This is a genomic window from Pseudomonas sp. MWU16-30317 (assembly GCF_020515695.1).
Classification (GTDB): Bacteria; Pseudomonadota; Gammaproteobacteria; order Pseudomonadales; family Pseudomonadaceae; genus Aquipseudomonas.
The window spans coordinates 348,063-375,027 of sequence record NZ_JAIWJA010000005.1 but is presented as its reverse complement, the minus strand read 5'-3'; the positions used below and the strand labels follow the sequence as shown (position 1 = coordinate 375,027).

25 protein-coding genes are annotated in these 26,965 nt (G+C 59.5%); 11 read left to right on the top strand and 14 right to left on the bottom strand.

The window, feature by feature from the left end; genetic code table 11:
• Positions 1-12: 12 nt before the first annotated feature.
• The 4 genes from LIX93_RS16935 to LIX93_RS16920 all read right to left on the bottom strand — a co-directional run bounded on the left by LIX93_RS16935 (position 13) and on the right by LIX93_RS16920 (position 3,899).
• On the bottom strand, positions 13-2,100 hold the full coding sequence (locus LIX93_RS16935; RefSeq protein WP_226505201.1) for an LTA synthase family protein: 2,088 nt from the start codon (positions 2,098-2,100) through the stop codon (positions 13-15).
• Between the two features lie 319 nt (positions 2,101-2,419).
• Positions 2,420-2,611, bottom strand: coding sequence for a PLDc N-terminal domain-containing protein (locus LIX93_RS16930; RefSeq protein ID WP_226505200.1), 192 nt, complete (start codon positions 2,609-2,611; stop codon positions 2,420-2,422).
• A gap of 93 nt (positions 2,612-2,704) precedes the next feature.
• The gene (locus tag LIX93_RS16925) at positions 2,705-3,235 is read right to left on the bottom strand and encodes a hypothetical protein (protein ID WP_226505199.1); all 531 of its coding nucleotides are present in this window, start codon (positions 3,233-3,235) and stop codon (positions 2,705-2,707) included.
• Between the two features lie 139 nt (positions 3,236-3,374).
• The gene (locus LIX93_RS16920) at positions 3,375-3,899 is read right to left on the bottom strand and encodes an ankyrin repeat domain-containing protein (protein WP_226505198.1); all 525 of its coding nucleotides are present in this window, start codon (positions 3,897-3,899) and stop codon (positions 3,375-3,377) included.
• Between the two features lie 336 nt (positions 3,900-4,235).
• Between LIX93_RS16920 and LIX93_RS16915 the strand changes: the two genes are divergently transcribed.
• Positions 4,236-4,514, top strand: a complete 279-nt coding sequence (locus LIX93_RS16915; RefSeq protein ID WP_226505197.1) for a DUF3509 domain-containing protein — start codon at positions 4,236-4,238, stop codon at positions 4,512-4,514.
• A gap of 98 nt (positions 4,515-4,612) precedes the next feature.
• On the opposite strand, the gene LIX93_RS16910 is transcribed toward LIX93_RS16915, so the two are convergent.
• The 3 genes from LIX93_RS16910 to aroC form a co-directional block, all read right to left on the bottom strand.
• Positions 4,613-5,164 (bottom strand): acireductone dioxygenase, encoded by a 552-nt coding sequence (locus LIX93_RS16910; protein WP_226505196.1) that lies wholly within the window; start codon positions 5,162-5,164, stop codon positions 4,613-4,615.
• Positions 5,165-5,258: 94 nt separating this feature from the next.
• Entirely contained in the window at positions 5,259-6,416 is a 1,158-nt protein-coding gene (locus tag LIX93_RS16905; protein ID WP_226505195.1) for an MFS transporter, read from the bottom strand.
• Between the two features lie 7 nt (positions 6,417-6,423).
• On the bottom strand, positions 6,424-7,515 hold the full coding sequence (gene aroC / locus LIX93_RS16900) for a chorismate synthase (protein ID WP_226505194.1): 1,092 nt from the start codon (positions 7,513-7,515) through the stop codon (positions 6,424-6,426).
• Between the two features lie 202 nt (positions 7,516-7,717).
• On the opposite strand from aroC, the gene LIX93_RS16895 reads away from it, so the two are divergent.
• Complete coding sequence (locus LIX93_RS16895) at positions 7,718-8,671, top strand: alpha/beta fold hydrolase (RefSeq protein WP_226505193.1); 954 nt, start codon at positions 7,718-7,720, stop codon at positions 8,669-8,671.
• A gap of 103 nt (positions 8,672-8,774) precedes the next feature.
• Here LIX93_RS16895 and ttcA read toward each other — a convergent pair whose 3' ends face one another.
• Positions 8,775-9,599 (bottom strand): tRNA 2-thiocytidine(32) synthetase TtcA, encoded by an 825-nt coding sequence (gene ttcA, locus LIX93_RS16890; RefSeq protein ID WP_226505192.1) that lies wholly within the window; start codon positions 9,597-9,599, stop codon positions 8,775-8,777.
• Between the two features lie 152 nt (positions 9,600-9,751).
• Between ttcA and LIX93_RS16885 the strand changes: the two genes are divergently transcribed.
• Together LIX93_RS16885 and LIX93_RS16880 are read left to right on the top strand one after the other, a co-directional pair.
• The gene (locus tag LIX93_RS16885; protein ID WP_226505191.1) at positions 9,752-10,354 is read left to right on the top strand and encodes a Yip1 family protein; all 603 of its coding nucleotides are present in this window, start codon (positions 9,752-9,754) and stop codon (positions 10,352-10,354) included.
• A 131-nt stretch (positions 10,355-10,485) separates the two neighbouring features.
• The gene (locus LIX93_RS16880) at positions 10,486-10,980 is read left to right on the top strand and encodes a SprT family zinc-dependent metalloprotease (protein WP_226505190.1); all 495 of its coding nucleotides are present in this window, start codon (positions 10,486-10,488) and stop codon (positions 10,978-10,980) included.
• Positions 10,981-11,122: 142 nt separating this feature from the next.
• Here the strand turns inward: LIX93_RS16880 and LIX93_RS16875 are convergent, their stop codons facing one another.
• From LIX93_RS16875 to LIX93_RS16860, 4 genes are all read right to left on the bottom strand, one after another.
• Entirely contained in the window at positions 11,123-12,460 is a 1,338-nt protein-coding gene (locus tag LIX93_RS16875; RefSeq protein ID WP_226505189.1) for a dicarboxylate/amino acid:cation symporter, read from the bottom strand.
• 286 nt (positions 12,461-12,746) lie between these two features.
• Complete coding sequence (locus LIX93_RS16870; RefSeq protein ID WP_226505188.1) at positions 12,747-14,093, bottom strand: ATP-binding protein; 1,347 nt, start codon at positions 14,091-14,093, stop codon at positions 12,747-12,749.
• Positions 14,090-14,767: a response regulator gene (locus LIX93_RS16865; RefSeq protein WP_226505187.1), complete on the bottom strand. Its 678-nt coding sequence runs from the start codon at positions 14,765-14,767 to the stop codon at positions 14,090-14,092. Before LIX93_RS16865 ends, LIX93_RS16870 begins: the two co-directional genes overlap by 4 nt.
• 136 nt (positions 14,768-14,903) lie before the next feature.
• Positions 14,904-15,503, bottom strand: a complete 600-nt coding sequence (locus LIX93_RS16860; RefSeq protein ID WP_226505186.1) for a hypothetical protein — start codon at positions 15,501-15,503, stop codon at positions 14,904-14,906.
• 187 nt (positions 15,504-15,690) lie between these two features.
• Between LIX93_RS16860 and LIX93_RS16855 the strand changes: the two genes are divergently transcribed.
• The gene (locus LIX93_RS16855) at positions 15,691-16,422 is read left to right on the top strand and encodes a 4'-phosphopantetheinyl transferase superfamily protein (RefSeq protein ID WP_226505185.1); all 732 of its coding nucleotides are present in this window, start codon (positions 15,691-15,693) and stop codon (positions 16,420-16,422) included.
• A gap of 116 nt (positions 16,423-16,538) precedes the next feature.
• On the opposite strand, the gene fhuF is transcribed toward LIX93_RS16855, so the two are convergent.
• Positions 16,539-17,201 carry a siderophore-iron reductase FhuF gene (gene fhuF / locus LIX93_RS16850; RefSeq protein WP_226505184.1) on the bottom strand — a complete coding sequence of 221 codons (663 nt, stop codon included), beginning with the start codon at positions 17,199-17,201 and terminating at the stop codon, positions 16,539-16,541.
• Between the two features lie 690 nt (positions 17,202-17,891).
• Between fhuF and LIX93_RS16845 the strand changes: the two genes are divergently transcribed.
• The 4 genes from LIX93_RS16845 to LIX93_RS16825 all read left to right on the top strand — a co-directional run bounded on the left by LIX93_RS16845 (position 17,892) and on the right by LIX93_RS16825 (position 24,176).
• Positions 17,892-20,771: a ribonucleoside-diphosphate reductase subunit alpha gene (locus tag LIX93_RS16845; protein ID WP_226505183.1), complete on the top strand. Its 2,880-nt coding sequence runs from the start codon at positions 17,892-17,894 to the stop codon at positions 20,769-20,771.
• Positions 20,772-21,029: 258 nt separating this feature from the next.
• Positions 21,030-22,277: a ribonucleotide-diphosphate reductase subunit beta gene (locus LIX93_RS16840; RefSeq protein ID WP_226505182.1), complete on the top strand. Its 1,248-nt coding sequence runs from the start codon at positions 21,030-21,032 to the stop codon at positions 22,275-22,277.
• A 319-nt stretch (positions 22,278-22,596) separates the two neighbouring features.
• On the top strand, positions 22,597-22,851 hold the full coding sequence (locus LIX93_RS16835) for a hypothetical protein (RefSeq protein ID WP_226505181.1): 255 nt from the start codon (positions 22,597-22,599) through the stop codon (positions 22,849-22,851).
• Between the two features lie 977 nt (positions 22,852-23,828).
• Positions 23,829-24,176 (top strand): hypothetical protein, encoded by a 348-nt coding sequence (locus tag LIX93_RS16825; protein ID WP_226505180.1) that lies wholly within the window; start codon positions 23,829-23,831, stop codon positions 24,174-24,176.
• 238 nt (positions 24,177-24,414) lie between these two features.
• Here the strand turns inward: LIX93_RS16825 and LIX93_RS16820 are convergent, their stop codons facing one another.
• On the bottom strand, positions 24,415-25,317 hold the full coding sequence (locus tag LIX93_RS16820) for an HNH endonuclease signature motif containing protein (protein ID WP_226505179.1): 903 nt from the start codon (positions 25,315-25,317) through the stop codon (positions 24,415-24,417).
• A gap of 421 nt (positions 25,318-25,738) precedes the next feature.
• Between LIX93_RS16820 and LIX93_RS16815 the strand changes: the two genes are divergently transcribed.
• On the top strand, positions 25,739-26,263 hold the full coding sequence (locus LIX93_RS16815) for a Bro-N domain-containing protein (RefSeq protein WP_226505178.1): 525 nt from the start codon (positions 25,739-25,741) through the stop codon (positions 26,261-26,263).
• Positions 26,264-26,382: 119 nt separating this feature from the next.
• The gene (locus LIX93_RS16810) at positions 26,383-26,724 is read left to right on the top strand and encodes a hypothetical protein (RefSeq protein ID WP_226505177.1); all 342 of its coding nucleotides are present in this window, start codon (positions 26,383-26,385) and stop codon (positions 26,722-26,724) included.
• Positions 26,725-26,965 lie beyond the last annotated feature (241 nt).

The following is a 26,965-nucleotide window of genomic DNA, read 5'->3' as shown; positions in this document are numbered from 1 at the left end:
GGTTGCGCTGGATCAGTTGTCCTTGGCGGCCTTTTCGGCACCGGCACGGTTATCGATCAGCGCTTGGGTGGCGGTCTGGATAAAGGCATCCAGGCGCTGGCGCAGGTCGGCCTTGTCAGCGGCATCAGGGTCGCCATCGGGGATCGCCTCGGCGCTGAACTGACGGCCCAGCTGATAGTGATACAGCTTGGGCGGCATGTCCTTCTCGGCCGGCTCGATGAAGATGCGGTTGCCGGTGACCAGGGCCACTTCCAGCTCACCACCCGAAGGCTTGATCATGCCGAAACCAGGATCGCCCGCCGGCAGGTTGAGCAAGTCGCGCCCCCAGCACTGGGTGCGGCTGGTCCCACCGAGACGGCCCATGATGGTCGGCACGATATCGACCTGAGTACCCACGGTGTGGTTGACCGCACCGAACTTCTGCTGGATGCCCGGGCCGATCAGCAGCAACGGTACGTTGAAGCGCCCCAGGTCCATTTCGGTGACCTGGTTGTTGTTGGCAAAGCCGTGGTCACCGACGATGACGAACAGCGTCTGGTTGAAGTACGGCGACTTGCGGGCCTTTTCGAAGAACTGCCCCAGTGACCAGTCTGCGTAGCGCATGGCGGTCAGGTGCAAATCGAGGCTGCCCTGGCCGGTTACCGGCTCGACCGGCAGTTTTTTCGGCAAGGCGTACGGCACGTGGTTGGACAGGCTTTGCAGCAGCGCGTAGAACGGCCGCCCCTTGTCGCCCCGAGCTGCCAGCTCCTCGTTGCCGCGATCGAACATGTCCTGGTCGGACACGCCCCAGGTCGGGTCGGAGAACACCGGATTGACGAAGTCGTTGCGGCCGATGAAGGTGGTCATGCCCTGGTTGCCGAAGAAGCCCGACTGGTTGTCCCAGGCGAAATCGCCGTTATAGACATACACGTCGTCGTACTTGCGCGCACTCAGCTGAGCCGGGAGGCCCGACAATTTGTGCGACCCCTCTGGCGTCTGCATCAGGTATTCGAAGCCCGGCAGGTTGGGGAAGCAGCCCATGGTGGCGAACATGCCCTGGTGGGTATGGGTGCCGTTGGAGAAGAAGTGGTCGAACAGCACGCCCTCTTTCGCCAGCTTGTCGAAGTTCGGCGTGATGTTGGTATCCGCCCCCAGCGCGCCCACCGAGTGACCGGCGAAGCTTTCCATGAGGATGACCACGACGTTCTTGATTGGCAGGGTGTTCTCGGCCGGCGGCGTGTTATCACGGCGCACCGGTGCCAGATCAGGCTCGACCAGGGTGTCGTTCGGCGTCAGCAGCATCTTGCGCACTACGTCCCGAGCTACATCAGGGGGCATGGTCGACTTCCAGATGTTGCTGCGCTGCTCGGAGAATTCGCTTTTGGCGGCTTCGATCAGGCTCAACGTGGAGTTGAGGCCCAACTGGTTGGCGAAGTTCGAATCGGTGGTGTAGGCATCACCCCAACGCAGCGGCGGGCCTTGGCGCAGCGTGCCGCGGGCGGACAGCACCAGCACGGCCGCGCAGATCACCAGCACGCCCAGGCGCAGGAACCACTTGGCAGGTACGCGTGGGGTATGTGGCCGGGTCAAGCGATCGATACCCTTGAACACCAGGCTCAGCAGCCAGGTCACCAAGGCCCAGGCCAACAGGTAGCGGACCACCGGATAGCCGTACCAGATCATGCTCAGTACGGTTTTCGGGTCTTCCTTGACGTACTGGAACACCAGGCCGTTGAGACGTTGGTGAAATTCACGGTAGAAGTCCATGTCCATCAGCCCGAGGAACAGGGCAATGCTGGACGTGACCGTCAGCCACAGGCGCCAGATGCATCGCATTGCAATCAGCCGTTGGAACAGCAGGCCCAACGTTACCGGCACGAGGATGTAAGCGGTGAGGCGCAAGTCGAAGCGCACGCCATTGCCAAAAGCTTCGAGGAAGGTCGAAGCGGGCGTGGTGAGAATCATCTCGCGGTTGTAGGCGAGCAGCGCCAGACGCAGCAGGCTGAGCATGACCATGATGGCCAGGCCGCTGAGGAGCATATAGGCGATGTGTGACCTGACGGTGGGTTGCGGCAGCCGAGGCTTGGCTAGCGGTGGGCTGGAGGCGTCCGGGTTGGCCATAGCGTGTGATGATCCCTTGGATTTCGATTGGATGTGTAGGGCGCGGATTGTCGGCAACGGGCTGTCAAAATTGCGTTGGCAGGATCAAGCGCTTCGCGCGCGGAGCCCGCCCCTACAGAAGCACTTAACCCCTGTGGGAGCGGACTCCGCCCGCGAATGGCACGCGAACGCACCGGAATACTTGCTTACACTCTGCAACACATTAAGCAGCACGACGAATGCGCCCTGTAACGGCGCGCATTCTACGTGGAGGAAGAGGAAGGGTCGAACGTTGCGGATGAAACCTGAGGGAATCCATGGTGAATTCCCCCGCTGCGGGCTAGACCCGCACGTTGCCACGCGGCCCGGCAATGGCCCAGATGATCAAGCCGAGAACCGGCAACAGAATGATCAACAGGATCCACAGCACCTTGGCACCGATTTCGGCACCGCTTTTGACCACGTTAAGGATCGCCCAGATATCCAGAGCGAGAATGATCAGGCCGATCAAGCCATTGAAGGTAGAACCCATGTGATGCTCCTTGAGGGAAGAGTAGCTATGGGTATGAGCATTGGCGGGGGGCAGAGGTTCCGTACTGCGCCACACACCGGTGGCAAGGCGGGGTTATTGATGGACCGCTACCTTCAGCGCTTCCAGGGCCGGCGCAGCGGCAATGCCTGCGGCGCTGCACAACTCGAGCACCCGCGGCACGTCGTTGCCGTAGACCAGCACCACTTGCAGTTCGTCGTCGAGCAACTGGCTGAAGTTCATCAGCACGTAGCCACCGTCTTCCTTGGCCATGGCGCTCATCTGCAACTGGATGCGATTGAGAGCGGTGAGCGCTTCGGTCTTGGCCAACTGCTTGGCCTTGAGGTTGAAGGCCACTGCCGGGCCGAACGAGGCGACGATCTGCGCGAACAGGTCGGCGTAGGTGTCCGCCTGAAACAGCACGGTGTCCGGCAGGCTGCCGACGACGATCCACTCACCCAGCGGGATGGGAAAGGTGTCGTCGTAGTTGATGTCCGGGTTGGCGGCCAGAAAGCCCGTCGGATCGGCATAGGCTGCTGCGGCTTCGTCGGCGATGCGTTCGATGTCCAGCGCCGTCATGCACCCCGAGCTGATTTTGCCGATGAGTTCAACGAGAGTGGCTTTCATGACGGTGACCTGCGCGGGGATCGAAAAAGGGTCGCGAAGAATACACTATCCGACCTTGTGGGAGCGGGCTCTGCCCGCGAAGCTTTTAACAGAATTCGCGGGCAGAGCCCGCTCCCATAAGGAGTACATTCCAGCAGTTTCAGCCCAGGAGTTTTTGCAGCTGTGCGGTGGTTTCGGCCGCGCCCATGGCTTGTGCGGCGCCCAATGCGGTCACGCCCTTGGCGTCCTGGGCGCTGGGGTTGGCGCCTTTGCCCAAGAGGTAATCGACGATTTCTACCCGATTGAACATGGCTGCCATCATCAGCGCCGTACGGCCATCTGCGGAGGCGCCTTCGATATCGGCGCCATGCTCGATCAGCGCCTGCACCACGCCCAGGTCGCCCTTGAACGCTGCGCCAGCCACCGGGCTTTGACCATTATCGTTACGGATCTCCGGATCGGCGCCGTGCTCGAGCAGTACCTTGACCGCATCGACGTGGCAGTAATAGCTGGCCAGCATCAACAAGGTATCGCCTTTGTGGTTGCGCAGGTTGACTGGCAGGCCTTTCTCCAACAGACGAGCAAGCATCTGGGCATCGCCCTGGCGCGCCACATCGAACACCTGCGCGGCAAACTCGGCGGCTTCGTCGGGGGTCATCTGCGGGCCTTGGGGTTGGTCGGACATGCGGTGCGGCTCCTGGTCAAAAAATAAGTGGGGCGAGTCTGTGCAGGATTGCGCCGTTGGTCAACAGACTGTGGCTATCGGTAGGTGGCAAGGGAATTTATCGGCGAATCATGGTCATAGATTGTGTACGTGCGTACAAATTCCCTTCTCGCTTCATCCCCGACCCGCTCAATTTGCATCCCCCTCCTGCGACGATCTTGCAAATTGCACGAAACAAAAAAATCCTGATATTTTCAAATCATTGATTTTAAAGGGAATTTTTATTTAGCCAAAACTGGCACAGTCACTGCACTCCTTACTTGCAAAGCCTGCCTACGCAAGACCTGAGGAGCTGACATGAACTTTATCCAAGAGAAATTCACTTCGCTGTTTTCCGAGTACGAAGTCACTGCACAACCGCGTCCAGACGGCGCCGTGCTCCTGACCCTGCGCGATCAGGCCGGCAAACAGATCCGTCGTTCGATCTCTTACGCCCAACTGAACACACCGGAACAGCTGTCCTGGGTGATCAGTGCGATCCGCCGCGATCTGGCAGCCGAGGCCAGTGACCTGCCAGCGATCAACATGCTGCAGAGCCAGAATCGCTTCGCCCTGCCGACTTATCATTCGGCTTGATCGATACGGTAATACCATTGTGGGAGCGGGCGCTGCCCGCGAAGCTTGCCAAGGCTTCGCGGCCAGAGCCCGCTCCCACAGTTGTTTCCAGTGCTTGATCAGATGGCGTCTTCCAGACGTGGAAAACGCTCGGCAATCGGATCACCCGTGAAGTTGGCCGGCGCATCGCCCGCATTGTTGTACAACCGAATCGCCACGATATATGGGTTCTCGCCCAGATCGAACCAGTGGCGGGTACCCGCCGGTATCGCGATCAGGTCATCCTTTTCACACAGCACCGCATACACGTAATCGTCGATATGCAGGTAGAACAACACCCTCCCCGCAACGAAAAATCTGACTTCATCTTCGCCATGCCGGTATTCGCGCAGGTACTTTTCCCGCAGCTCTGTTTTGCGCGGGTGGTCGCTGTCCAGGCTGATCACGTCGACCGTCATGTAGCCGCCTTCGCTCTTCAACTCGTCGATGCGCTGCTGATAGGCACCGAGGACATCTTCTTCGCTGGCACCAGGACGAATCGAAGTGCTGGCCGTCCAGCGTTCGAAGCGCACGTTATGTGCCTTGAGGGTGCTGGTGATGTCCTCGGCGTGGGTCAGGACCTTGTTGGGGACATCAGGGCTATCAACGTGGTAAACGGTCAAACTGCTCATCGGGCCACTCCTTGAGGGTCGGCGATCAGTGGGTGATCGCGCGTTCAGCACAATTTGTTCAGTATGGAAAAACCTGAAGTTGGACGCCTGGGGTTCAGGCGTGTTCCTCTTTCAGGGTGATCAGTATCAACAGGGTAGCCGCCAACGCCGCCGCGCTGGCAATCGCAAAAGTGACGGCTGGCCCCAGGCTGTTCCAGGTATAGCCCGCGTACAGCGCGCCCAACGCACCGCCGATGCCGGACAGCGCCGCGTACAGCGCCTGGCCTTGCCCTTGCTGTCGTGCAGCAAAGCTACTTTGCACGAAGTGAATGGCCGCTGCATGAAAGCTGCCGAACGTAGCGGCGTGCATCACCTGAGCAATCAGCAATATCCACAGATGATCTGCAAAACTGCCCAGCAAGCACCAGCGCAATGCCGCCAGGGCGAAGCTGACCGCCAACACCCGGCGCACCGAGTACCGCGCCAATATCCGGCTCATGAGCATGAACATCAGCACTTCGGCCACCACGCCCACGGCCCAGAGCACACCGATGAGCGCACTGCTGTAGCCGAGCGAAGCCAGGTGCAAGGTAAGAAAGGTGTAGTAAGGCCCATGGCTCAGTTGCATCAGCCCGACGCAAGTGTAAAAAGCCATGACCCCTGGCTGGCGCAATTGCGCGACAAAGCCGCCAGCCAGCAGCGATTTGCCCGCACTGATGGGCTGGGCCATGGGTATCCAGAAGCTGGCCAGCAGAATGCCTGAAAGGATCACCACTACCGCATAGGGATAAATGTCGAGGCCGAACCAGCCGAACAGACGTCCGAACAGCACAACCGTGAGGATGAACCCGATCGAGCCCCACAGGCGGATCTGGCTGTAACGCTGTGGCTCGCTGCGCAAATGGGCCAGGACGATGGTTTCGAATTGCGGCAGCACGGCGTGCCAGAAGAACGCATGCATGGCCATGACCAGCGCCAGCGCGGCGTAACTCTTGTCGAAAAAGATCAGGCTGAAGCTGAGCAGCGCGCACATGGCGCCAAAGCGTACGATGGTCAAGCGTCGGCCGGTGCGATCTGCCAACCAGCCCCACAGGTTGGGCGCTACGCAGCGGGTCAGCATGGGGATGGCCACCAGCTCGCCGATGCGCGCGCTGCTGAAACCCAGATGATCGAAGTACTGCGCCAGGAACGGCGCAGTGGCGCCAAGCAAAGCGAAGTAGAACAGATAGAAGGTCGACAGGCGCCAGTACGGAATTGGCGCCTGGGCGGTCACGCTGCCCTCACGACTGACCGAGCACTGGCGTGGTCACCCGCACATCGGCGTTCTGGCCGCGGTGGCGCAGCAGGTGATCGAGCAGCACGATGGCCATCATGGCCTCGGCAATGGGCGTGGCACGGATGCCGACGCACGGGTCATGGCGGCCTTTGGTGATCATGTCCACGGCGGCGCCATTGACGTCGATCGACTGCCCCGAGGTCGTGATGCTCGAGGTCGGCTTGAGCGCCAGGTGCGCAATGATCGGCTGGCCCGACGAAATCCCGCCGAGGATGCCGCCGGCATTGTTGCTCAGGAAGCCCTGCGGGGTCAGCTCGTCGCGATGCTCGGTGCCACGCTGGGCGATGCTGTCGAAGCCGGCACCGATCTCTACCCCTTTGACCGCGTTGATACTCATCAGCGCGTGCGCCAGGTCAGCGTCCAGACGATCGAAAATCGGCTCGCCCAGGCCCGGCATCACGCCGTCGGCCACGACGGTGATCTTCGCACCCACGGAATCCTGGTCACGGCGCAGTTGGTCCATATAGGCCTCCAGCGCCGGGACCTTGTCCGGATCGGGGCAGAAAAACGCATTCTGCTCGACCGAATCCCAGGTCTTGAAGGGAATTTCGATCGGGCCCAGCTGGCTCATGTAGCCGCGCACCCGAATCCCCAGACCGGCCAGGTATTTTTTCGCGATGGCACCGGCCGCGACACGCATAGCGGTCTCGCGCGCCGAGCTGCGGCCGCCGCCACGGTAATCGCGCACCCCGTACTTGTGGTGATAGGTGTAATCGGCGTGGGCTGGGCGGAACAGGTCCTTGATGGCCGAGTAGTCCTTGGACTTCTGATCGGTGTTGCGGATCAGCAGGCCGATGGAGGTGCCCGTGGTGCGGCCCTCGAATACGCCAGAGAGGATTTCGACTTCGTCGGCTTCCTGGCGCTGGGTGGTGTGGCGGCTGGTGCCTGGCTTGCGGCGATCGAGGTCGCGCTGCAGGTCGTCCAGCGACAGTTCGAGGCCCGGCGGGCAACCGTCGACAATGGCGACCAGGGCCGGGCCATGGCTCTCGCCGGCGGTGGTGACAGTGAACAGCTTGCCGAAGGTATTGCCGGACATGCGTAAGGCTCCGCGAATCAACCTGAGAAACGATGTGCCAGTATACGCAGGCTGGCCTGACGGCGCACGCCCCCGCAGGGTGAGCATCGAGCAACAACGGGTTTTGGTGACAAGAGGTTTCATCACGCGAACGTTGCGAGCGGGGTAGAGTCCAACCGGAACCTTTACCGATACTGGCTTGATGATGTTACGGCGACTTCCGATGTTCCGGGCCCTGGCCCTGCTTGTGGTGTTCTGCAGTTCCCTGGCGCAAGCCGCCAGCCCCGTTGTCTTGCAGCGGCCCATCGACCTTGACGTCCCAGGCGGTCAGTTGCACGGCAGCCTGTTGCTCCCGCAATCCAGGCAGCCAGTGCCAGTGGTACTGATCATTCCAGGTTCCGGGCCGACCGACCGCGACGGCAACAACCCCGACGGCGGCCATAACGATTACTTGCGCCGACTGGCGCTGTTGCTGGCGGCCAACAATATCGCCAGCGTGCGCTACGACAAACGCGGCGTGGCCTCAGGGCTGCCGCTGGCGCCCGATGAACGCATGCTCAATGTCGAGTCCTATGTGGCCGATGCGGTGGCCTGGGGCAAGCAGCTCAAGCAGGATCCGCGCTTCAGCACGCTGATCATACTCGGCCACAGCGAAGGCTCGTTGGTCGGTGGCCTGGCCGCCCCCGAGGCGGGCGCGAAGGCGATGATCTCGGTGGCGGGCAGCGGCCGGCCGGTGGATCAGGTACTGCGCGAGCAATTGCAGGCGCGCGTGGCGCCGAGCTTGTTGCCGCGCAGCGAGCAGATCATCGCCAGCCTCAAGGCCGGGCATCTGGACACCGATGTGCCCAAACCGCTGCAGGTGGTGTTCCGCCCCAGCGTGCAGCCATACCTGATCAGCCTGTTCCGCCAGGACCCGGCCAAAGCCTACGCCGCCTTGCGCATGCCGGTGCTGATCGTGCAGGGACGCAACGATATTCAGGTGGGTGTCAAGGATGCCGAAGCACTGCACGCCGCCCAGCCCAAGGCCGAACTGGCGCTGATCGGCGGGATGAACCACGTGCTGCGCATCGTGCCGATGGACATGAAGGCCCAGGTGGCTTCGTACCGCAATCCTGACTTGCCGCTGGCGGATGCCCTGGGCAAGCGGGTGGTGGCGTTTATCGAGCAGCAGCGATAGGGCTTTTGGGCATAGCTGATGGCCTCTTCGCGAGCAAGCCTTGCGCCCACGGGCGTACACCTGTGAGCGCAAAGCCGGGTCGCGAAGAGGCCCGCAGGATCACCTACAAATTCACCACGTTCACGAACCGCGAGGCCGCCGTCTCGTCAATCTTCAGGTTGGTGAAGTCGAACAGATTGCGGTCCGCCAGTTGCGATGGCACCACGTTCTGCAGGCCGCGAAAAATACTGTCTACACGCCCCGGCGTCTTGCGTTCCCAGTCCTGAAGCATCTCCTTGACCACCTGACGCTGCAGGTTTTCCTGTGAGCCGCAGAGGTTGCAGGGGATGATCGGGAATTGCTTGAAGTCCGAATACGCCTGGATGTCCTTCTCGATGCAATAGGCCAGCGGACGGATCACGACGTTGCGGCCATCGTCGGCGCGCAGCTTGGGCGGCATGGCCTTGATGCTGCCGTTGAAGAACATGTTGAGGAAGAACGTCTCGACGATGTCGTCGCGGTGATGCCCCAAGGCCATCTTGGTCGCGCCGATCTCGTCGGCGAAGGTGTACAGCGTGCCGCGGCGCAGGCGTGAGCACAGCGAGCAGGTGGTCTTGCCCTCCGGGATCAACTCCTTGACCACCGAGTAGGTGTCCTTCTCGACGATGTGATACTCGACACCCAGCTCCTTGAGGTAGGCCGGCAACACGTGCTCGGGGAAGCCGGGCTGCTTCTGGTCCATGTTGACCGCGACGATATCGAACTTGATCGGCGCTACCTTCTTCAGGTGCATGAGCACGTCGAGCATGGTGTAGCTGTCTTTGCCGCCGGACAGGCAGACCATGACCTTGTCGCCGTCTTCGATCATGTTGAAGTCGGCGACGGCCTCACCGGCCAGCCGGCGAAGACGTTTTTGCAATTTGTTCTGACTGACCGAAAGGGTGCCCATAGCGCTAGCAGATCCGCGAGGTATGACGAAAAGGCGGCTATTTTACGCATAAATGCGGGCGCGGTGCAGGCGTCCTGTCTGTTCGTGAGCGCCTGCGAAGAGTGATCTACACTGCAAGGACAGGTCGCAAGACCGCACACGGAGGATCGGCAATGATGCACCACGTTGTCGGGCTGTTCACCCACCCCGACCAGGAATGGCGGCAGATTCGCAGCGAAGACGAGTCGATCCGCCATCTGTACCTCACTCACACGTTGTTATTGGCGGCCATCCCTGCTGTTGCTGCCTTTATCGGTACTACTCAAGTGGGCTGGGTAATCGGTAACCGCGCGCCAGTCGTGCTCACTCAGCATGCGGCGGCCTGGATGGCGTTGATGTCCTACGCGGCGATGCTCGGTGGCGTCGCGGTGATGGGTACTTTCATCCACTGGATGGCCCGCACCTACGACAAGATGCCTACCATGGCCCGCAGCGTTGCCTTTGCTACCCACACCGCGACGCCACTGTTCATCGGCGGTGTGGCGGCGTTCTATCCGCATTTATGGCTGGGCATGCTGGCAGGGCTCGCCGCTGTGGCCTACACCGTGTACTTGCTGTATGTCGGGCTGCCGACCTTCATGGGGCTGAACGAGGACGAGGGGTTTCTGTTCTCCAGCTCAGTGCTGGCGGTGGGGTTGATCGTGCTGGTGGCGATCATCGCTCTGAGCGTGATCATCTGGGGGCTGGGTGTGGGGCCGGTGTATGCCCTTGAGTGACCAAGTGATCTGACCGGCCTCTTCGTGGCCGGACACGCACCCCATCCATCAGGATCGAAAACCGGACGACGAGCGGCTCGGCAATGACTCTGGCTTGGGGCATAATCGCCCCATCTGGAGTGTCCTCACGAATGTCCGAACTGCTCGATACCCGCGTCGAATCCTGTTTTCAACAAGCCGAATCCTTCTTCAAGCGCTCATTCAAACGCCCCGTGGTCAGCCTCAAGCTGCGCGGTCAGAAGGCAGGCGTCGCTCACCTTCACGAAAACATGCTGCGTTTCAATCCGCAGTTGATGAGTGAAAACACCGAAGACTTCCTCAAACAGACCGTCCCCCACGAAGTCGCGCACCTGGTCGCCCATCAGATTTTCGGCGACAGCATTCAGCCCCATGGCGAAGAGTGGCAGCTGATCATGCGCGGCGTGTACGAATTGCCGCCCCATCGCTGCCACAATTATGAGGTCAAGCGCCGGCGGGTAACCCGTTATATCTATCGCTGTCCTTGCGTTGACAGCGATTTCCCATTCTCGGCGCAACGCCACGGCCTGGTGCGCCAAGGGCGGCGCTACCTGTGCCGACGTTGCCGCAACATGCTGGTGTTCACTGGCGAGACGCGCGTCGAATAGCCCGCCTCTTCCCGGGCAAAGCCTGCTCCCTCAGGGGGGATGCTATCGATGTGGAGCGTGCTCGTTCGGCGGCGAAGGGGAAACCGCCCCACAACGAAAAAAGCCCATCCGAAGATGGGCTTTTTGCTATTGCGGCTAACGCTTAGCGGTGTTCAGTGATCACCGGTTGACCTTCAGCCACACCCAGGTCGTCTTCGACACGGGTTTCGAGCAGCGGCGAACCGCCCGAGGCCAGCTCTGCGTGCATGACTTTCTCGTCCAGCTCGCCAACCCACTTGGCAACAACCAGGGTGGCGACAGCGTTACCGACCAGGTTGGTCAGCGCGCGGGCTTCGGACATGAAGCGGTCGATACCCAGGATCAGCGCCAGGCCTGCCACCGGCAGATGACCCACAGCCGACAGGGTGGCCGCCAGCACGATGAAACCGCTGCCCGTCACGCCGGCAGCGCCTTTGGACGACAGCAACAGCACCAGCAGCAGGGTGACCTGATGAGTGATGTCCATAGTGGTGTCAGTCGCCTGCGCGATGAACACTGCAGCCATGGTCAGGTAGATCGCGGTACCGTCCAGGTTGAACGAGTAACCGGTCGGGATGACCAGGCCAACGACCGACTTCTTCGCACCCAGGCGTTCCATCTTCAGCAGCATGCGCGGCAGCGCCGACTCGGAGGACGAGGTACCCAGTACGATCAGCAGTTCTTCACGGATGTAGCGGATCACGCGCAACACGCTGAAACCATGAGCGCGGGCAATGGCGCCCAGCACGATCAGCACGAAAGCCACGCAGGTGATGTAGAAGCAGATCATCAACTGACCCAACTGCACCAGCGAGCTGACGCCATAAGCACCAATGGTGAACGCCATGGCACCGAAGGCACCCAGCGGCGCGAGCTTCATGATCATGTTGATGATGTTGAACATCGCATGAGCGAAGCGATCGATCAGGTCCAGCAGCGGCTTGCCGTAGGCACCCAGGCGATGCAGGGCGAAACCGAAGATGATCGAGAACATCAGCACCTGCAGCACATCACCGGTGGCGAAGGCGCTGAAGATGGTCGATGGAATAATGTTCAGGATAAAGCCGACGACGCTCTGGTCCGCACCCTGACTGACATAGGTCGCGACCTTGGAGGCATCAAGGGTGGCAGGGTCGATGTGCATGCCGGCACCCGGCTGCACCACGTTGACCACGATCAAGCCGAAGATCAGCGCGATGGTCGAGACCACTTCGAAATACAGCAGCGCGTAACCGCCGGTCTTGCCGACCGACTTCATGCTCTGCATACCGGCGATACCGCTCACCACGGTGCAGAAAATGATCGGCGCGATGACCATTTTGATCAGTTTGATGAAGCCATCACCCAGCGGCTTCATGGCCTTGGCAGTATCTGGATAGAAATGGCCGAGCAGGACACCGATGATGATCGCGACGACCACCTGGAAATAGAGCGATTTGTAGAGCGGCTGACGAGTCGTCATAGCAGGTTCCTCAAGCGCGTCGTCCGGCATCCTTCCTCGGACGCTCACGACACAACACCACGAACCCTCCTGTTAGCGGAGGGATTTGTTTTAGGCGGCTGCACGATGGCAGTCCTGCTGGCTTCATCGCAAACCCCGTGCCACATCCTTGGTTTTGCTTCACAAGGCGTGGTGACGGGGCTGGCGAATAGGCAACGAGCCGTGATGAACCTGTAAATCTGGCGAGAATCCGCCATCAGATGGCCTGAGACGGCGCAGGCAGGCGGAAATCCGCCAACCTTGTCAATCAGACTGGTCTGAAACGCACCCTGAACGCCGCCCCTCCCAAACTGGAGTCCTCCAGCTTGAGTTGCGCGTCGTAGCTCTCGATGATGTCCTTGACCACTGCCAGACCAATCCCCTGCCCCGGGTTCTGCCGATCGAGGCGTTCGCCCCGCTGCAGAATCCGCGCACGCTGGTCGGGGGGGACCCCTGGGCCATCATCTTCGATGCACAAATCCAGCCCTTGGCTGCTGTCGCGCAAACTGACTCGTACCTGACTCAAGCATAGACGATAGGCGTTCTCCATGAGGTTGCCGAGCATCTCCAACAGTGCGTTGCGCTCCATCGGTACCAAGGCGTCGGTGGCGATTTCCATGGTCACCCGTACGCGTTTGTCGCGGTAGACCTTGTCCAACGTGCTGGCCAGGCTGTCGACCACCGGCCATAACGCCTCGCGATGACGCACCAGGCCGCTTTTGCGCAAGCTGGCGCGTTGCAGTTGATAGCTGATCTGCTGGCTCATGCGCTCGATCTGCGCTTGCAGCACGCGGGCCTGCTCCAGATCCTGCGGGCGCTGGGCGATCACTTCACTGACGCCCTGCAAAACCGCAAGCGGCGTCTTCAGGCTGTGGGCCAGGTCGCCCAGGGAGTCGCGATAACGCTGGCGATGCTCGCGCTCGCTGCTGAGCAGCCGGTTGAGGGAACCGGTGAGGCGCAGCAGTTCCCGTGGGTGCTCTTCACTGAGGCTTTCGCGGGCGCCGGATTCGATCTCGTTCAACTCCACGCTTAATAGCCTCAACGAACGAAAGCCCCAGGTCAGGCCGCCCCAGAGCAACAGCAGCAGCACCACCAGCGCGGCGCCAAAGCCCAACAGCAAGCGCTCACGCAGGCCATGGATGGTGCGCTTGTAGTCCTCGACCGGCTGCACCGCGACGAAACTGTAGGCTGCGTCCTTGCCGGCCAGCAGCTTGACCTCGACGTCATAAACGAAGTACTCGACGCCGTCGACTTCATGGATATGGGTGAACACCGTGCCCAGGCCGTCATAGCGCGGGGTGTAATGAATGTCGCTCTCGTGCGTGGCGCGTGACTGCCATACCAGATTGCTGTTGCGGTCATAGATAAAGCCGAGCAAGCGGCTGTCTGGCAGGTTGAACTCCTCGTCGGGCAACAGCTTGGGCATGCGCAGCTGATTGCCTTCGACCTGAGCGGCGGAGATCAGCGTGGTGACGTCCGAGGCCAGGCGCTGTTCGATAGCCTCGCGCAGAGCCAGGCTGAAGGCGCTCTGCAACGCTGGCAACAAACCGATCATGAATAACAGCGACAACGTCCCGCCCGCCAGAATCAAGCGTACCCGCAACGATCGAATCATCGGCAGCGCTCGGTGAACAGGTAGCCCAGGCCACGCACCGTGTCGATCGGCTTGAAGCCGTTGGCTGCCTCCAACTTGCGCCGCAAGCGCCCGACCAGCACCTCGATGACGTTCGGATCACGCTCGTCGTCATCCGGGTAGAGCTGCTCCATCAGGCGATCCTTGGACACCACCTGCTGGTGATGGCGCATGAGGTATTCGAGGATGCGGTACTCGTAAGCCGTCAGTGCGAGGGGCTCTTCGTCCAGCTGCGCCTGCTTGCGATTGATGTCCAGAGTCAGGGGCCCGGCGATGATGGTCGACTGGGTAAAACCGCTGGAGCGGCGCAGCAGGGCGTTGAGCCGGGCTTCGAGTTCTTCGAACTGGAACGGCTTGACCACGTAGTCGTCGGCACCGGCAGCCAGGCCTTCGACCTTGTCCTGCCAGTTTCCCCGCGCGGTGAGGATGAGGATGGGGAAACTCTTGCCCAGAGTGCGCAATTCGCGGATCAGCTCCAGGCCGCCCATCCCCGGCAGGCCCAGGTCGATGATGGCCAGGTCATGGTTGAACTGGCCGACCTGATACAACGCCTCTTCGGCGTTGGCGACAGCTTCGATCACGTGACCGCTGTCGGTCAGGCGAGTAAACAGGTGATGGCGCAATAGCGCCTCGTCTTCAACCACCAGCAGTTTCATCAAGCACTCCGGATCGGATACTGCAAAAAACCTGTAGCGAGGAGGCTTGCCCCCGATGGCGGTGTGTCAGTACCCAAGATATACCTGACACTCAGCTATCGGGGGCGAGCCCCCTCGCTATACGGACGGCGCGGGGTTAGAACCCGTAGTTGGCCGACACATACAACTGGCCAGCACTTTTCAGGCTCAAGGAACCCTGTTTGCTGCCGTTGATGGACATCTCGGTGCCCGCGTTGCTACGCAGATAGCGATAGCCTGCCTCCACCTGAGTATTTTGCGCGACCTGTTGCAGCACACCGCCCTGGAAGCCGACAGCATAGCCGGTATCGCTATTACGGCTGAAGCCTGCGGACTTCTGGGTCAGGCGAGTGATACCACCGGAAACACCACCGAAGAGTTTGGTCTGCTGGGCTACCGGCATGAACACGTCGTAGCTGCCCAGCAGGTTTTGCTGGCGCAGCTTGACGCCATCGTGGCTGCCGGAGGTGTAGTCATAAGTCGCATAGTAGCGGCCGGCGTCGTTCTGCTGGCCGGCGCGAATGCCCCAGGTGCCTTCGCGAGCGATCACCGCGTCGGCGTCAGGGCGACCCAGGTTGCTATTCAGAGCGCTGGATTTGCTGATGTTATCGCTGGTCTTGCCGTAGCTCAGGCCGACAAAGTTGCTATCGGAGGCCTGGGCCAGGGAGCTGATGCCGAGGATGCCGGCAGCGATGAGTAGCTTGCTGAAATTTTCCATTTTAGTTATCTCCGGTGGTGCGTTTTGTGTGTGGGATGAAGCATACCCAGCCGGTCCTGAACCTCCCCTGAACCCCCACTGAACCTCGGCTGAACCTCGGCTGAACCGTTTGTGGGCGGCGAAGAGGCCAGCACACCGCGCACAAAACCATGGAATCCCCTCTCACTCCACGGCAATATGCCCGCCTATGAACACCTCCCTCCCCGCCTGCTGCACCGTCCCCACACGCCATTGGCCGTTCCCCGTCGCCATGCCCGGTGCCGTACTCTTCAGCACCCGCTTCAAACCCACCGAGCTGAGCCCTACGGACTTTACCGTCAGCGCCATCGACGCCCCGGCCTCGATCCAGCGCTCGGTGGCCAAACGCCAGGCCGAATACCTGGCGGGCCGCCTGTGCGCCCGCACCGCGCTGCAACAGGTCAACGCCGAACTGGGCGTGCAAGCCGCGAGCATCGCCCCCCACCTGGGCGAAGACCGCGCGCCGATCTGGCCGGCGCACATCACCGGCTCGATCACCCACAGCGATGGCTGGGCCGCGGCCATCGTCGCGCCGAACAACGCCTGGCGCGGAGTGGGCCTGGATGCCGAGACATTATTAGAGGCGAACCGCGCCGAACGCCTGGCCGGCGAAATCCTCATCCCCGCCGAACTGCAACGCCTGGCGCAGCTCCCTGCCGATCAGCGAGCACAGCTCATCACCCTGACGTTCTCTATAAAGGAGAGCCTGTTCAAGGCGCTGTATCCGCTGGTGTTGAAACGCTTCTACTTCGAACACGCCGAAGTGCTCGACTGGACCGCAACCGGTCAGGCGCGCCTGCGTTTGCTGACGGATCTGTCGGAGGAATTTCACACGGGGGTGGAGTTCACAGGGCAGTTCAACGTTAGCGAGGGGCGCATGCTTACCTTGGTGCACATCTGATCTTTGGACTGGCAGGACTGGCCTCTTCGCGGGCAAGCCCGGCTCCCACAGTTTGAACAGTCCCAGCGCCGTATGCCTGTGGGAGGGCCTGCCCGCGAAGAGGCCGTCACAGACACCTACCCTACCGGGCAATCCTCACATGGCCCCACCACCCGATACGCCAGACAACAACTGCGCAACACCCGCCGCCCATCCCCCAGGTACTTGACCGGCGCATACAGCGGATTAGTGCGCCCATCCGCCAGCTTGCGCGTCTGCAGGATCCCCAGCGCCGGCTCCAACCCGGTCATGCCCAACGCCTCAAGCCTGCGCACGGTCCGCTCGAAAATATCCCCGGCATTGCCCCACAGCACCTGCGGCGAGACCCCACCGTAATTCGCCAGAAACTCCACCAACGGGCGCATGTTCACCGCAATCCACGGCTCCAGCGAAGCACCCTTCTCCCCTGGCTCACCGGCTTCGAGCATCTTCATCGCCGTCGGCTGACCACGCTCATCCAGCACCAGCCCCACCGCGCGCAATTCCAGCGGCAGAAACCAGCCATAGCCCAACTGCGTCACCAGCAACGCCGGCAGCCACTGCATAAAGTAGAAGCGCGACCACTGCGACACCAGCACCGGCAGCTCGTCGGCCAACAACTGTGCGCCATAAATGCGCAATAACAGCTGATCCATCACCTCTGGCTGCATGAGTTCCGGCAACGACACCGCCAAGCGCGGGTCATCGTCGGCCAGCCACGTCTCGATCAACCCCGCGTAAGGCCCGCTACGCCACGCCATACCTGACTCCAGACTCGAATGTGAAGACTCAGACCCTGCTCACGGTCTGAAATTTGCACCTTATTTGCAATAATGCGCGGGCTATTCTACCCATCGTCAGCGAGCGCCGAGGAGCCGAAAAAGCAAGCGGAAAATTTTGCAGATTGCATTTCCCCCGTCCTACAAAGCTGGCGAAACGTCCTACACCAGATAGCTCAAGGGCTACAGCGTTTCACCCACCCGGCACACACACTTTACCCACACGTTATCCACAGACACGACTGGTTGCATTACCCCCCATACCGCTTTATCTTGTATCCCCAGCGCCGAAAAACACTACATGTTGGGTTTTGGCGAAAATACCAAGCACAACTCAAAGCCGAAACTCAAGCGCCAATCAGCGCTTTTTTAGCAGCTTTTCGAGAGACATTTCCTTGCTTTGTACCCCGGTACATGGCAGCCGGCAGCGGAGCACTATCCCGCCGCCAGACCACTTCGGCCAGGGAGCGGCTTGCCAGCCAAGCCTATTCCTGCAGTGTCCCGAAGTCGCTTTACCCGGCCTACCGGGGTGTACGCGTTACCGCAGTCTACGGCCCCACGCGCGCGCCGCCCTGCAGTCGCCCACCCCGTTTGTCGGTGCTGTGATTCAGGACGCAACGCCAGCAGTACAGCAGTGCCTAACCAAATTAGAGATCGTGGAGAAACCACCCTATGCAAACCGACACAACTCGCGAGAACCCGCAGGCCAAGGCGCCTCAGGCCACAGACTCGGAGCAGAATCTGTCCGCCACCGCCCCAGGCCAACTGCGCGTGATCAAGCGTAACGGTACGGTCGTCGCCTACACCGACGACAAGATTACCGTCGCCATCACCAAAGCGTTCCTCGCAGTTGAAGGCGGCACCGCTGCCGCCTCGTCGCGTATCCACGACACCGTCGCGCGCCTGACCGAACAAGTCACCGCCACCTTCAAGCGTCGCATGCCCTCGGGCGGCACCATCCACATCGAAGAAATCCAGGACCAGGTCGAACTGGCTCTGATGCGTGCCGGCGAGCAGAAAGTCGCCCGCGACTACGTGATCTACCGCAACGACCGCTCCAAGGAGCGCGCCACCCGCGCCCCTGGCGACGCGCCAGTCGAAGCCCACCCAAGCATCCGTATCACCAAGGCCGACGGCAGCTTCGCGCCGCTGGACATGGGCCGCCTGAACACCATCATCACCGAAGCCTGCGAAGGCCTGGCCGAAGTCGATGGCAGCCTGATCCAGAAAGAAACCCTGAAAAACCTCTACGACGGCGTCAACCTCAAGGACGTCAACACCGCCCTGGTGATGACCGCCCGGACCCTGGTCGAGCGCGAGCCGAACTACTCGTTCGTCACCGCCCGCCTGCTGATGGACACCCTGCGTGCCGAAGGCCTGAGCTTCCTGGAAGTGGCCGAGAGCGCCACCCACCACGAAATGGTCGACCTGTACGCCAAGGCGCTGCCGTCGTACATCGCCAAAGGCATCCAGTTCGAACTGCTCAACCCGATCCTGGCCACCTTCGACCTCGAAAAACTCGGCCGCGCCATCAACCACGAGCGCGACCAGCAGTTCACCTACCTGGGCCTGCAGACCCTCTACGACCGCTACTTCATCCACAAGGATGGCGTGCGTTTCGAACTGCCGCAGATCTTCTTCATGCGCGTGGCCATGGGCCTGGCGATCGAAGAGAAGCAAAAAGAAGACCGTGCCATCGAGTTCTACAACCTGTTGTCGTCCTTCGACTACATGTCCTCGACCCCGACCCTGTTCAACGCCGGCACCCTGCGTCCACAGCTGTCGAGCTGCTACCTGACTACCGTGCCGGACGACCTGTCGGGCATCTACGGCGCTATCCACGACAACGCCATGCTGTCCAAATTCGCCGGCGGCCTGGGCAACGACTGGACGCCAGTCCGTGCGCTGGGTTCGTACATCAAAGGCACCAACGGCAAGTCCCAGGGCGTGGTCCCGTTCCTCAAGGTCGTGAACGACACCGCCGTCGCCGTCAACCAGGGTGGCAAGCGCAAAGGCGCCGTCTGCGCCTACCTGGAAACCTGGCACCTGGACATCGAAGAATTCATCGAGCTGCGTAAAAACACCGGTGACGATCGCCGTCGTACCCACGACATGAACACCGCCAACTGGATCCCTGACCTGTTCATGAAGCGCGTCTTCGACGACGGCAAGTGGACCCTGTTCTCGCCGAACGAAGTGCCTGATCTGCACGACCTGACCGGCAAGGCCTTCGAAGAGCGCTACGAGTACTACGAAGCCCTGACCGAGTACAACAAGATCAAGGTGTTCAAGACCATCCAGGCCAAAGACCTCTGGCGCAAGATGCTGTCGATGCTGTTCGAAACCGGCCACCCATGGTTGACCTTCAAAGACCCATGCAACCTGCGCTCGCCGCAGCAGCACGTCGGCGTGGTCCACAGCTCCAACCTGTGCACCGAGATCACCTTGAACACCAACAAGGATGAAATCGCCGTCTGCAACCTGGGCTCGATCAACCTGCCGAACCACATCGTCGACGGCAAGCTGGACACCGCCAAGCTCGAGCGCACCGTCAACACCGCCGTGCGCATGCTCGACAACGTGATCGACATCAACTACTACTCGGTGCCGCAAGCGAAGAACTCCAACTTCAAGCACCGCCCTGTCGGCCTCGGCATCATGGGCTTCCAGGACGCCCTGTACCTGCAGCACATCCCGTATGGTTCGGACGCGGCGGTCGAGTTCGCCGACAAGTCCATGGAAGCGGTCAGCTACTACGCCATCCAGGCTTCCTGCGACCTGGCCGACGAGCGCGGCGCCTACGAGACGTTCCAGGGTTCGCTGTGGTCCAAAGGCATCCTGCCGCTGGATTCGCAACAGATCCTGATCGAGCAACGCGGCCAGAAGTACATCGACGTCGACCTCAACGAGTCGCTGGACTGGGCCCCGGTCCGCGCCCGTGTGCAAAAAGGCATCCGTAACTCCAACATCATGGCCATCGCACCGACCGCCACCATCGCCAACATCACCGGCGTATCGCAGTCGATCGAACCGACCTACCAGAACCTCTACGTGAAATCGAACCTCTCGGGCGAATTCACCGTGATCAACCCGTACCTGGTCCGCGATCTCAAGGCCCGCGGCCTGTGGGACTCGGTCATGATCAACGACCTCAAGTACTACGACGGCTCGGTGCAACAGATCGAACGCATCCCGCAAGAGCTCAAAGACCTCTACGCGACCGCCTTCGAAGTAGACACCAAGTGGATCGTCGACGCCGCCAGCCGCCGCCAGAAATGGATCGACCAGGCCCAGTCGCTGAACCTCTACATCGCCGGCGCCTCGGGCAAGAAGCTCGACGTGACCTACCGCATGGCCTGGTACCGTGGCCTGAAAACCACCTACTACCTCCGTGCCCTGGCCGCGACCAGCACCGAGAAGTCGACCATCAGCACCAACAAGCTCAACGCCGTATCGAGCGGTAGCGATACCAGCCCGATCCAGGCCGCCGGCCCAGCGCCAGTGCCGAAAGCCTGCGCGATTGATGAGCCGGATTGCGAGGCTTGCCAGTAACACCCCTTCCCCGTGCCCGGCACGGGGATTGACGCAACATCCGCAGAGCCATGCCTTGCCCCTGTAGGAGCAAGGCTTGCCCGCGAAGAGGCCCTCAAAACCTACCCAACCCGTAGGCCCGAGCACCGCCCCAAGAGGCCCCAAAGGCCCAGTAAAAGAATCCAGTTTCTTGCGCGCACATACGCTGCACCGCAACAAACACCCTACATTCAAGCAACACCGGCCACCCCCCATATGGCCCTCAAGCAGGAGAACCTCATGCTGAGCTGGGACGAATTCGACAAAGAAGACGCAGCAGAACCCGCCAAAGGCGCCAACGCCGGCCACGCCAGCGAAGCCGCCATGGACAAGCTCGACAGCGCCGGCGGTGCAGCCGCCCAGGAAGCCCGCGCCGTCACCGCTAGCGACTCTGCCGCGATCATCAAGGCCAAGGCCGCCCTCGACAAACTCGACGTCGCCGAAGGCCTCGCCGAACTCGAAGGCGCCTCCGCCCGCGTCGCCGTCGACGAAAAACGCATGATCAACTGCCGCGCCGACCTCAACCAACTCGTACCCTTCAAGTACGACTGGGCCTGGCAAAAGTACCTCGACGGCTGCGCCAACCACTGGATGCCGCAAGAGGTCAACATGACCGCCGACATCGCCGTGTGGCGCGACCCGGTCGGCCTGACCGACGACGAACGCCGCATCGTCATGCGCAACCTGGGCTTCTTCTCCACCGCCGACTCCCTGGTTGCCAATAACCTGGTACTGGCCGTGTACCGCCTGATCACCAACCCCGAGTGCCGCCAGTACATCCTGCGCCAGGCCTTCGAAGAGGCGATCCACACCCACGCCTACCAGTACTGCATCGAATCGCTGGGCATGGACGAAGGCGAGATCTTCAACATGTACCACGAGATCCCATCGGTCGCCAAAAAGGCCGCCTGGGGCCTGAAGTACACCCGCGCGATCTCCGATCCGAAGTTCGAAACCGGTACCGTCGATACCGACAAAGAATTGCTGCGAAACCTGATCGCCTACTACTGCGTGCTGGAAGGGATCTTCTTCTACTGCGGCTTCACCCAGATTCTGTCGATGGGCCGCCGCAACAAGATGACCGGCGTTGCCGAGCAGTTCCAGTACATCCTGCGTGACGAGTCGATGCACCTGAACTTCGGTATCGACGTGATCAACCAGATCAAGATCGAAAACCCGCACTTGTGGGATGCCGAGTTGAAGGAAGAAGCGACCCAGATGATCCTGCAAGGGACTCAACTGGAGATCGAATACGCGCGCGACACCATGCCTCGCGGGGTGTTGGGGATGAATGCGGCGATGATGGAGGATTACCTCAAGTTCATTGCTAACCGTCGATTGTCGCAGATCGGCTTGAAGGAAGAGTATCCAGGGACTGTGAACCCGTTCCCGTGGATGAGCGAGATTATGGACTTGAAGAAGGAGAAGAACTTCTTTGAGACGCGGGTTATTGAGTATCAGACTGGTGGGGCTTTGAGCTGGGATTAAGTCTCCTGGCCATGCAGTCGCATCAAACCTGAATCAGTCATCAAGAATGAAATGGTTTTTCTGTCGAAAGGGTTGCCAAATGGCAACCCTTTTTTGTCTCGATCATAAGCCCCAATTTTCTGAATCAGACGACAATGCCGGCGGCTGGGCGTAACCGTACGGGCAACACACCTTTTCTGACCCCGACGCCTGAGGCAATGGCTTCCATCAAATCCGCAGATGCCATCACCGTCAATGGTGAGTATTGGAAGGCGTGGTCGCTGGAAGCATACTGCGTTCACAGAAAACGGACACGTCATTTCGTAAGGATAAATACTCAATGAGTAAACTATCGGTGCTAATTGCTGAAGCTAGGATAGGGCTTTCAATCCAGGAAAGCGTTTCTCAAGCAAGCTGGAAGGCAATCGCCGTACGATGCAGGGACGAAGAAGTTGCAGATATCAGAGGGCGCATAGAGGGGTTAAAACTACAGTTGGCCTCAGTCGAAGAGTGGGATTGCGACACTCAGGATGAGATCAATGTAGCAATCTCTAAATTTTCATACCTACTGAAGCTTGCCTCGGCCAATCGCTGAAGAGAGTCGTTTTTAGACACACTTGCGACTACGAGGGATGAGTGGCGCGACTGATGAGTTCACGTTAGCGGCTGCGGTACAGAACCTGCGCCGACTGGCCAAACTTACATCTAAAGGACCACTCGCCACAGGATAGGTACGCCTGCTTCAAGCAAAAGCCCTCAAATCAACCCACTGACAAAGCAGCAACGGTCAGCGAAGTACCGAATAGCTACTTAGAAATCGTGAATAACTTCTTTATGAGGCCAAGCTCAACGTCACGTTTCCTGAAAAATCGAATTTTTCAGTAGAATCGGCCAATAGCGGTCATTGCATCTGTGCAGTACTATGCACGCTTACTGGTAATCTTTGGCCTCAACTCATGCTATTCCAAGGTTTCGTATTCGGTCATATCGAGGTTGAGATTGACGGTCGCGCTTACGATCTGCATAGCTTCTACCAAGCCAGCGCCATCAATTGCGACGTATTGGATCGGTCGGTTGTGCTCAGCTTTACTCGACGGACTGCCCCGTGGGTGCCGATCGAAGAAGCATGCGAAATAACTATCAGATTCAGTGAAGTCGAATACTTTTCAGCCAGTGGGCGTGATGCAGCCCCAATTGACGACGTCAGCAGTGTTATACAGTCAATTGGAGCGGTGGATCCAGAAGCCGATACAGAAGCCTTCTACCTTACGGACAACATCCGACCAGATCATCACCTTGTCATGCGGTTCGAATCGGGCCTGACACTACGAGTGCAGGCAGTCGAGGCACGGTGTGAAATAGTTTTTTGAACGGCATACCCCAACCTCCATTTTAGATCGACTGCCGCCTGTTGCGACTGACGACTTTTCGGCCTAAAGAGGACGATCGACAGGATTACCTACGCTCACCTTTTTCTCACGGTTAGGTTAATGGCCGAATACTCTAAGACTAAAGCCTAGTACCATGTCAATGATAAATTGCGTCGCCCAAACTAGAGAAAAGGAGAGCCGCATGAGCTTCGACATTATTATTTTGAGACCTACAGACCTGAGCATCAATGACTTGGCTGCCGTAGAGAGTGTGGAGGATATTGGGCCTCCAGCCTCGGTCAGGACTTCAGTAGATGTAGTATTCCCAAGTGGTGCTCAAGGTGCATTTGCCGCAGGTGATTGTTACTTTGTTGAGTCAGCGCTGAGCGGAGACCCGGTGACTTCCGTACATCTGACCCTCAGATATGGCAGTGCCTGGTCTGAATCAGCCAATGGCGAGTTCTTGGCGCTGCTTTCCACGCTATGCCAACGGCTTCAGGCGCCAGCCTATGCGGTCTCTGACAATTTACGGATTGCCTCTTTTCAATAAGAATGGTTGCTCATGGCGATTCCTATCGTGGCTTACCGTACGCTGTTGGCCGGCTGATGCGCTTCACCAATGGGAGCTATGGGTCTGGTCTGGCCCTTCGGGACAGGCAGCTTTCGGCATAATGCTACGACATCGTTCGGTCATCAAACGCGTCTTGGGGGCAGGCATTTTCGCTCAAAGGGTGTCCGGCTTCATCTGACCGCTACACTTTTTTTCGCAACTCACATAGAGCGGACTACTAAACATTTTTGATTGTAAGGCACCATTCTCGATGCTCTCGAACGGCATCCATAGATACCGGTGGAGCGTCGTCTGCCCTAGACCTTATTTCTTTCCCCGCCAGTTCGGAGTACTCAGAGGTTTGGAGGACAGACCTGAGCTTCAATGTGAGATTTTCACAAAGATAGATCAACCCCCTATCCCATAAAGTGTGTAGGTCGCTGCGTAACAGTAGGCCATTACTAATATGATTAGTTTTCGTTCCTAAATATGGGGTGACGTGTGCCGCTTCTAGCACTTGCTTAGTCCCACAGCCAGTGATCGCGCAGCGCCCCTCATAGGCGGTCAGCAATCCACTTCGAAATGCTCCTTGCCCCTGGCGCTTTGCGATTTCCCTGAGAGTACGTTCGCGAGTGTCTTCAACTCCTTTCGACGAGTAGCTGAACCAATCGTCGGTTACCGGGCTTGCCGTAATACCCTCACCCGCTAAAGTAGTGCTCTCAAGTGTAAAAAATCCGTCTCCCCATGAGAGAACTTTCGCCAGTCCTAAAACACGGTATTTCGTGATTTGAGGCTTTTTAGTTAGCTGGATCAGAACCGCTACAGGTACACCATCATCCATGCATTTCTTCAGCCCTTGATTGGTAAAAAGGCTTACGGGATTACTATTTTTCTTCTCTTCTTGAGCATAGCGGTACCGCCAGCTTCCGTTCTCCTGGTAAACGGCTTTCTCATCACTATAGGGGCTTTCCAGCCTTTGGCTGACCGATAACGCGTAGGGCAACTTCGCTGGCTTAAAAATCCCCTTAGCTGAAATCGCGACTGTATCAGGAGCTTGCTGAAGCTGCGCCCAAGTAAGGACCTGGCCGGTGCGTTCTTCAAACCAAGCTAGCAACTCCGAATGACTGGAGAGTTGAGCCATTTGAGAACATCCTTGTAGGAAAATTCCTGCAACGATAAACAAATTGCCACTACTGGTAAAGGCACAGCGCAGTCATCGCTGCCGTGCGACTGAAAAACTGGTCAAAAATTCACAGATTTGAGCTCTCAGCGTATCTCTCGTATTTTTCAGAAATGTCCTACAACGTTGCCCATTGCCTCGTGTGGAGCTTAGACCTACCCTGCCAACGCGCCTAAGAAACGCAATCACACAGCGGACCGTCCGCACCCGACAGATGCGGCTTCTGGAGCCTACGGTTAGACTTCGCCTCCAGAAAACTCTGTTATGTCGGGAGTGGGCTAATACAAGACCCGAAAGGGAAATATGTCCGGCCTTCTGTGTGAGGTTTCTTAGCTCCCGACACCCAGCCGTAAGAAGCTGCATCACACAGAGGTAATGAAACATGCCTAACCCCCACACCCCCACCCTATTCACCCGCCACAACCGTCCACTCCACACCCTCTGGCTCGAATCCCAAGCCTGGTTCCACGCCCGCGATCTCGGTCGCCTCATGGGCCGTTTCCTCGACGAACACGCCGTCCGCAAACTCGACCCGGACCAAACCCGCACGCTCTCCCTGCTGCAATACGGCGAGTACCACGACGCGCTGATGATCAGCGAATCCGGCGCCTACACCCTGCTGGTCCACCACAACGTGCCGGAGAATCGCAGCCTGCGGCATTGGCTGACCCATGAGGTGATTGCGGTGATCCGTGATGCGGAGTTGCCGGCGAGTGAGTCGGCGCCGAGTTTGAGCGTGATGCAGTGGCCGGGGTTGCGGCTGAGTCTGCTGCATTGGCAGAACGAGTCCTGGATGCGGATGCGGGATTTGCCGGAGATGCTGGGGAGCGGCGAGATCAATCGGCTCAAGGCTGAGCGGCCGACAGCAGCGGGCTGGTGGAAAGCATCGGCTCGACTGTTTATGTGAATGCCTTGGCTCGCGCGCGGGCAGGAATGAGCGTAACCAAATAACGATTGTGATGGCCCGGATTCTCATCGAGAATTCGGGCGTTTGCATCGAGACGTCATAGGCCAGGAAGCCCGTTCATGAAGATATTCGTCACTGCCATCGTGCTATTGGGCATGGCGGTTATCGCGTTCGCCGTGTCGGGCGAGCGCAAGCCTCTACCGACACAAGCGGCCGAGGCCATCCAGCCGCTGGCCACCGAGTTTTCCAAAACGGTCAGCAAGGGTGTGAACGATTACCTCGCCGGTACTTCTGGCCCGCTCGGGGACGCGGCGCGGCGGAATCAACAGGCAGGCGCTATGGCGGTGGCCCAGCCTGTTCGGGGTACGCGCAAGACCATGGCACAGTGTTTGAAGCCGCGTGATTTGATTGATCAGGATGTAAAGGAATGTATCGACGGCACGCGGGTGCGGGATTGGTGAGTGTTGTGTGATTGCACCTCACATACGCTCGGAATATTGGCCATTGATTCCGTTTCAATCCCGAAAATGCTGGGGCTTCGGCAATCTGGCGTTGTCAGACTCAAGTGGCAGAACATGTCGCCGTCAGCGACATGACTCGAAAGCCTGTCGCTGAAACCGGGTTTCAGCGACAGGTCATTCATAAGTGCCAATGTTCGCCACGCAAGCCACGATGCAGGTCAGCGTTCAGTTTTGAACAAAT

Coding starts and splice junctions, on each gene's coding strand:
- LIX93_RS16865 (WP_226505187.1), bottom strand. CDS start 14,767: ATGAAACTGCTGGTGGTTGAAGACGAGGCGCTATTGCGCCATCACCTG.
- LIX93_RS16885 (WP_226505191.1), top strand. CDS start 9,752: ATGATGCACCACGTTGTCGGGCTGTTCACCCACCCCGACCAGGAATGG.
- LIX93_RS16815 (WP_226505178.1), top strand. CDS start 25,739: ATGCCTAACCCCCACACCCCCACCCTATTCACCCGCCACAACCGTCCA.
- LIX93_RS16825 (WP_226505180.1), top strand. CDS start 23,829: ATGAGCTTCGACATTATTATTTTGAGACCTACAGACCTGAGCATCAAT.
- LIX93_RS16860 (WP_226505186.1), bottom strand. CDS start 15,503: ATGGAAAATTTCAGCAAGCTACTCATCGCTGCCGGCATCCTCGGCATC.
- LIX93_RS16875 (WP_226505189.1), bottom strand. CDS start 12,460: ATGACGACTCGTCAGCCGCTCTACAAATCGCTCTATTTCCAGGTGGTC.
- LIX93_RS16855 (WP_226505185.1), top strand. CDS start 15,691: ATGAACACCTCCCTCCCCGCCTGCTGCACCGTCCCCACACGCCATTGG.
- LIX93_RS16835 (WP_226505181.1), top strand. CDS start 22,597: ATGAGTAAACTATCGGTGCTAATTGCTGAAGCTAGGATAGGGCTTTCA.
- LIX93_RS16810 (WP_226505177.1), top strand. CDS start 26,383: ATGAAGATATTCGTCACTGCCATCGTGCTATTGGGCATGGCGGTTATC.
- LIX93_RS16820 (WP_226505179.1), bottom strand. CDS start 25,317: ATGGCTCAACTCTCCAGTCATTCGGAGTTGCTAGCTTGGTTTGAAGAA.
- LIX93_RS16895 (WP_226505193.1), top strand. CDS start 7,718: ATGTTCCGGGCCCTGGCCCTGCTTGTGGTGTTCTGCAGTTCCCTGGCG.
- LIX93_RS16880 (WP_226505190.1), top strand. CDS start 10,486: ATGTCCGAACTGCTCGATACCCGCGTCGAATCCTGTTTTCAACAAGCC.
- aroC (WP_226505194.1), bottom strand. CDS start 7,515: ATGTCCGGCAATACCTTCGGCAAGCTGTTCACTGTCACCACCGCCGGC.
- LIX93_RS16925 (WP_226505199.1), bottom strand. CDS start 3,235: ATGAAAGCCACTCTCGTTGAACTCATCGGCAAAATCAGCTCGGGGTGC.
- LIX93_RS16845 (WP_226505183.1), top strand. CDS start 17,892: ATGCAAACCGACACAACTCGCGAGAACCCGCAGGCCAAGGCGCCTCAG.
- LIX93_RS16915 (WP_226505197.1), top strand. CDS start 4,236: ATGAACTTTATCCAAGAGAAATTCACTTCGCTGTTTTCCGAGTACGAA.
- LIX93_RS16870 (WP_226505188.1), bottom strand. CDS start 14,093: ATGATTCGATCGTTGCGGGTACGCTTGATTCTGGCGGGCGGGACGTTG.
- fhuF (WP_226505184.1), bottom strand. CDS start 17,201: ATGGCGTGGCGTAGCGGGCCTTACGCGGGGTTGATCGAGACGTGGCTG.
- ttcA (WP_226505192.1), bottom strand. CDS start 9,599: ATGGGCACCCTTTCGGTCAGTCAGAACAAATTGCAAAAACGTCTTCGC.
- LIX93_RS16930 (WP_226505200.1), bottom strand. CDS start 2,611: ATGGGTTCTACCTTCAATGGCTTGATCGGCCTGATCATTCTCGCTCTG.
- LIX93_RS16910 (WP_226505196.1), bottom strand. CDS start 5,164: ATGAGCAGTTTGACCGTTTACCACGTTGATAGCCCTGATGTCCCCAAC.
- LIX93_RS16920 (WP_226505198.1), bottom strand. CDS start 3,899: ATGTCCGACCAACCCCAAGGCCCGCAGATGACCCCCGACGAAGCCGCC.
- LIX93_RS16935 (WP_226505201.1), bottom strand. CDS start 2,100: ATGGCCAACCCGGACGCCTCCAGCCCACCGCTAGCCAAGCCTCGGCTG.
- LIX93_RS16840 (WP_226505182.1), top strand. CDS start 21,030: ATGCTGAGCTGGGACGAATTCGACAAAGAAGACGCAGCAGAACCCGCC.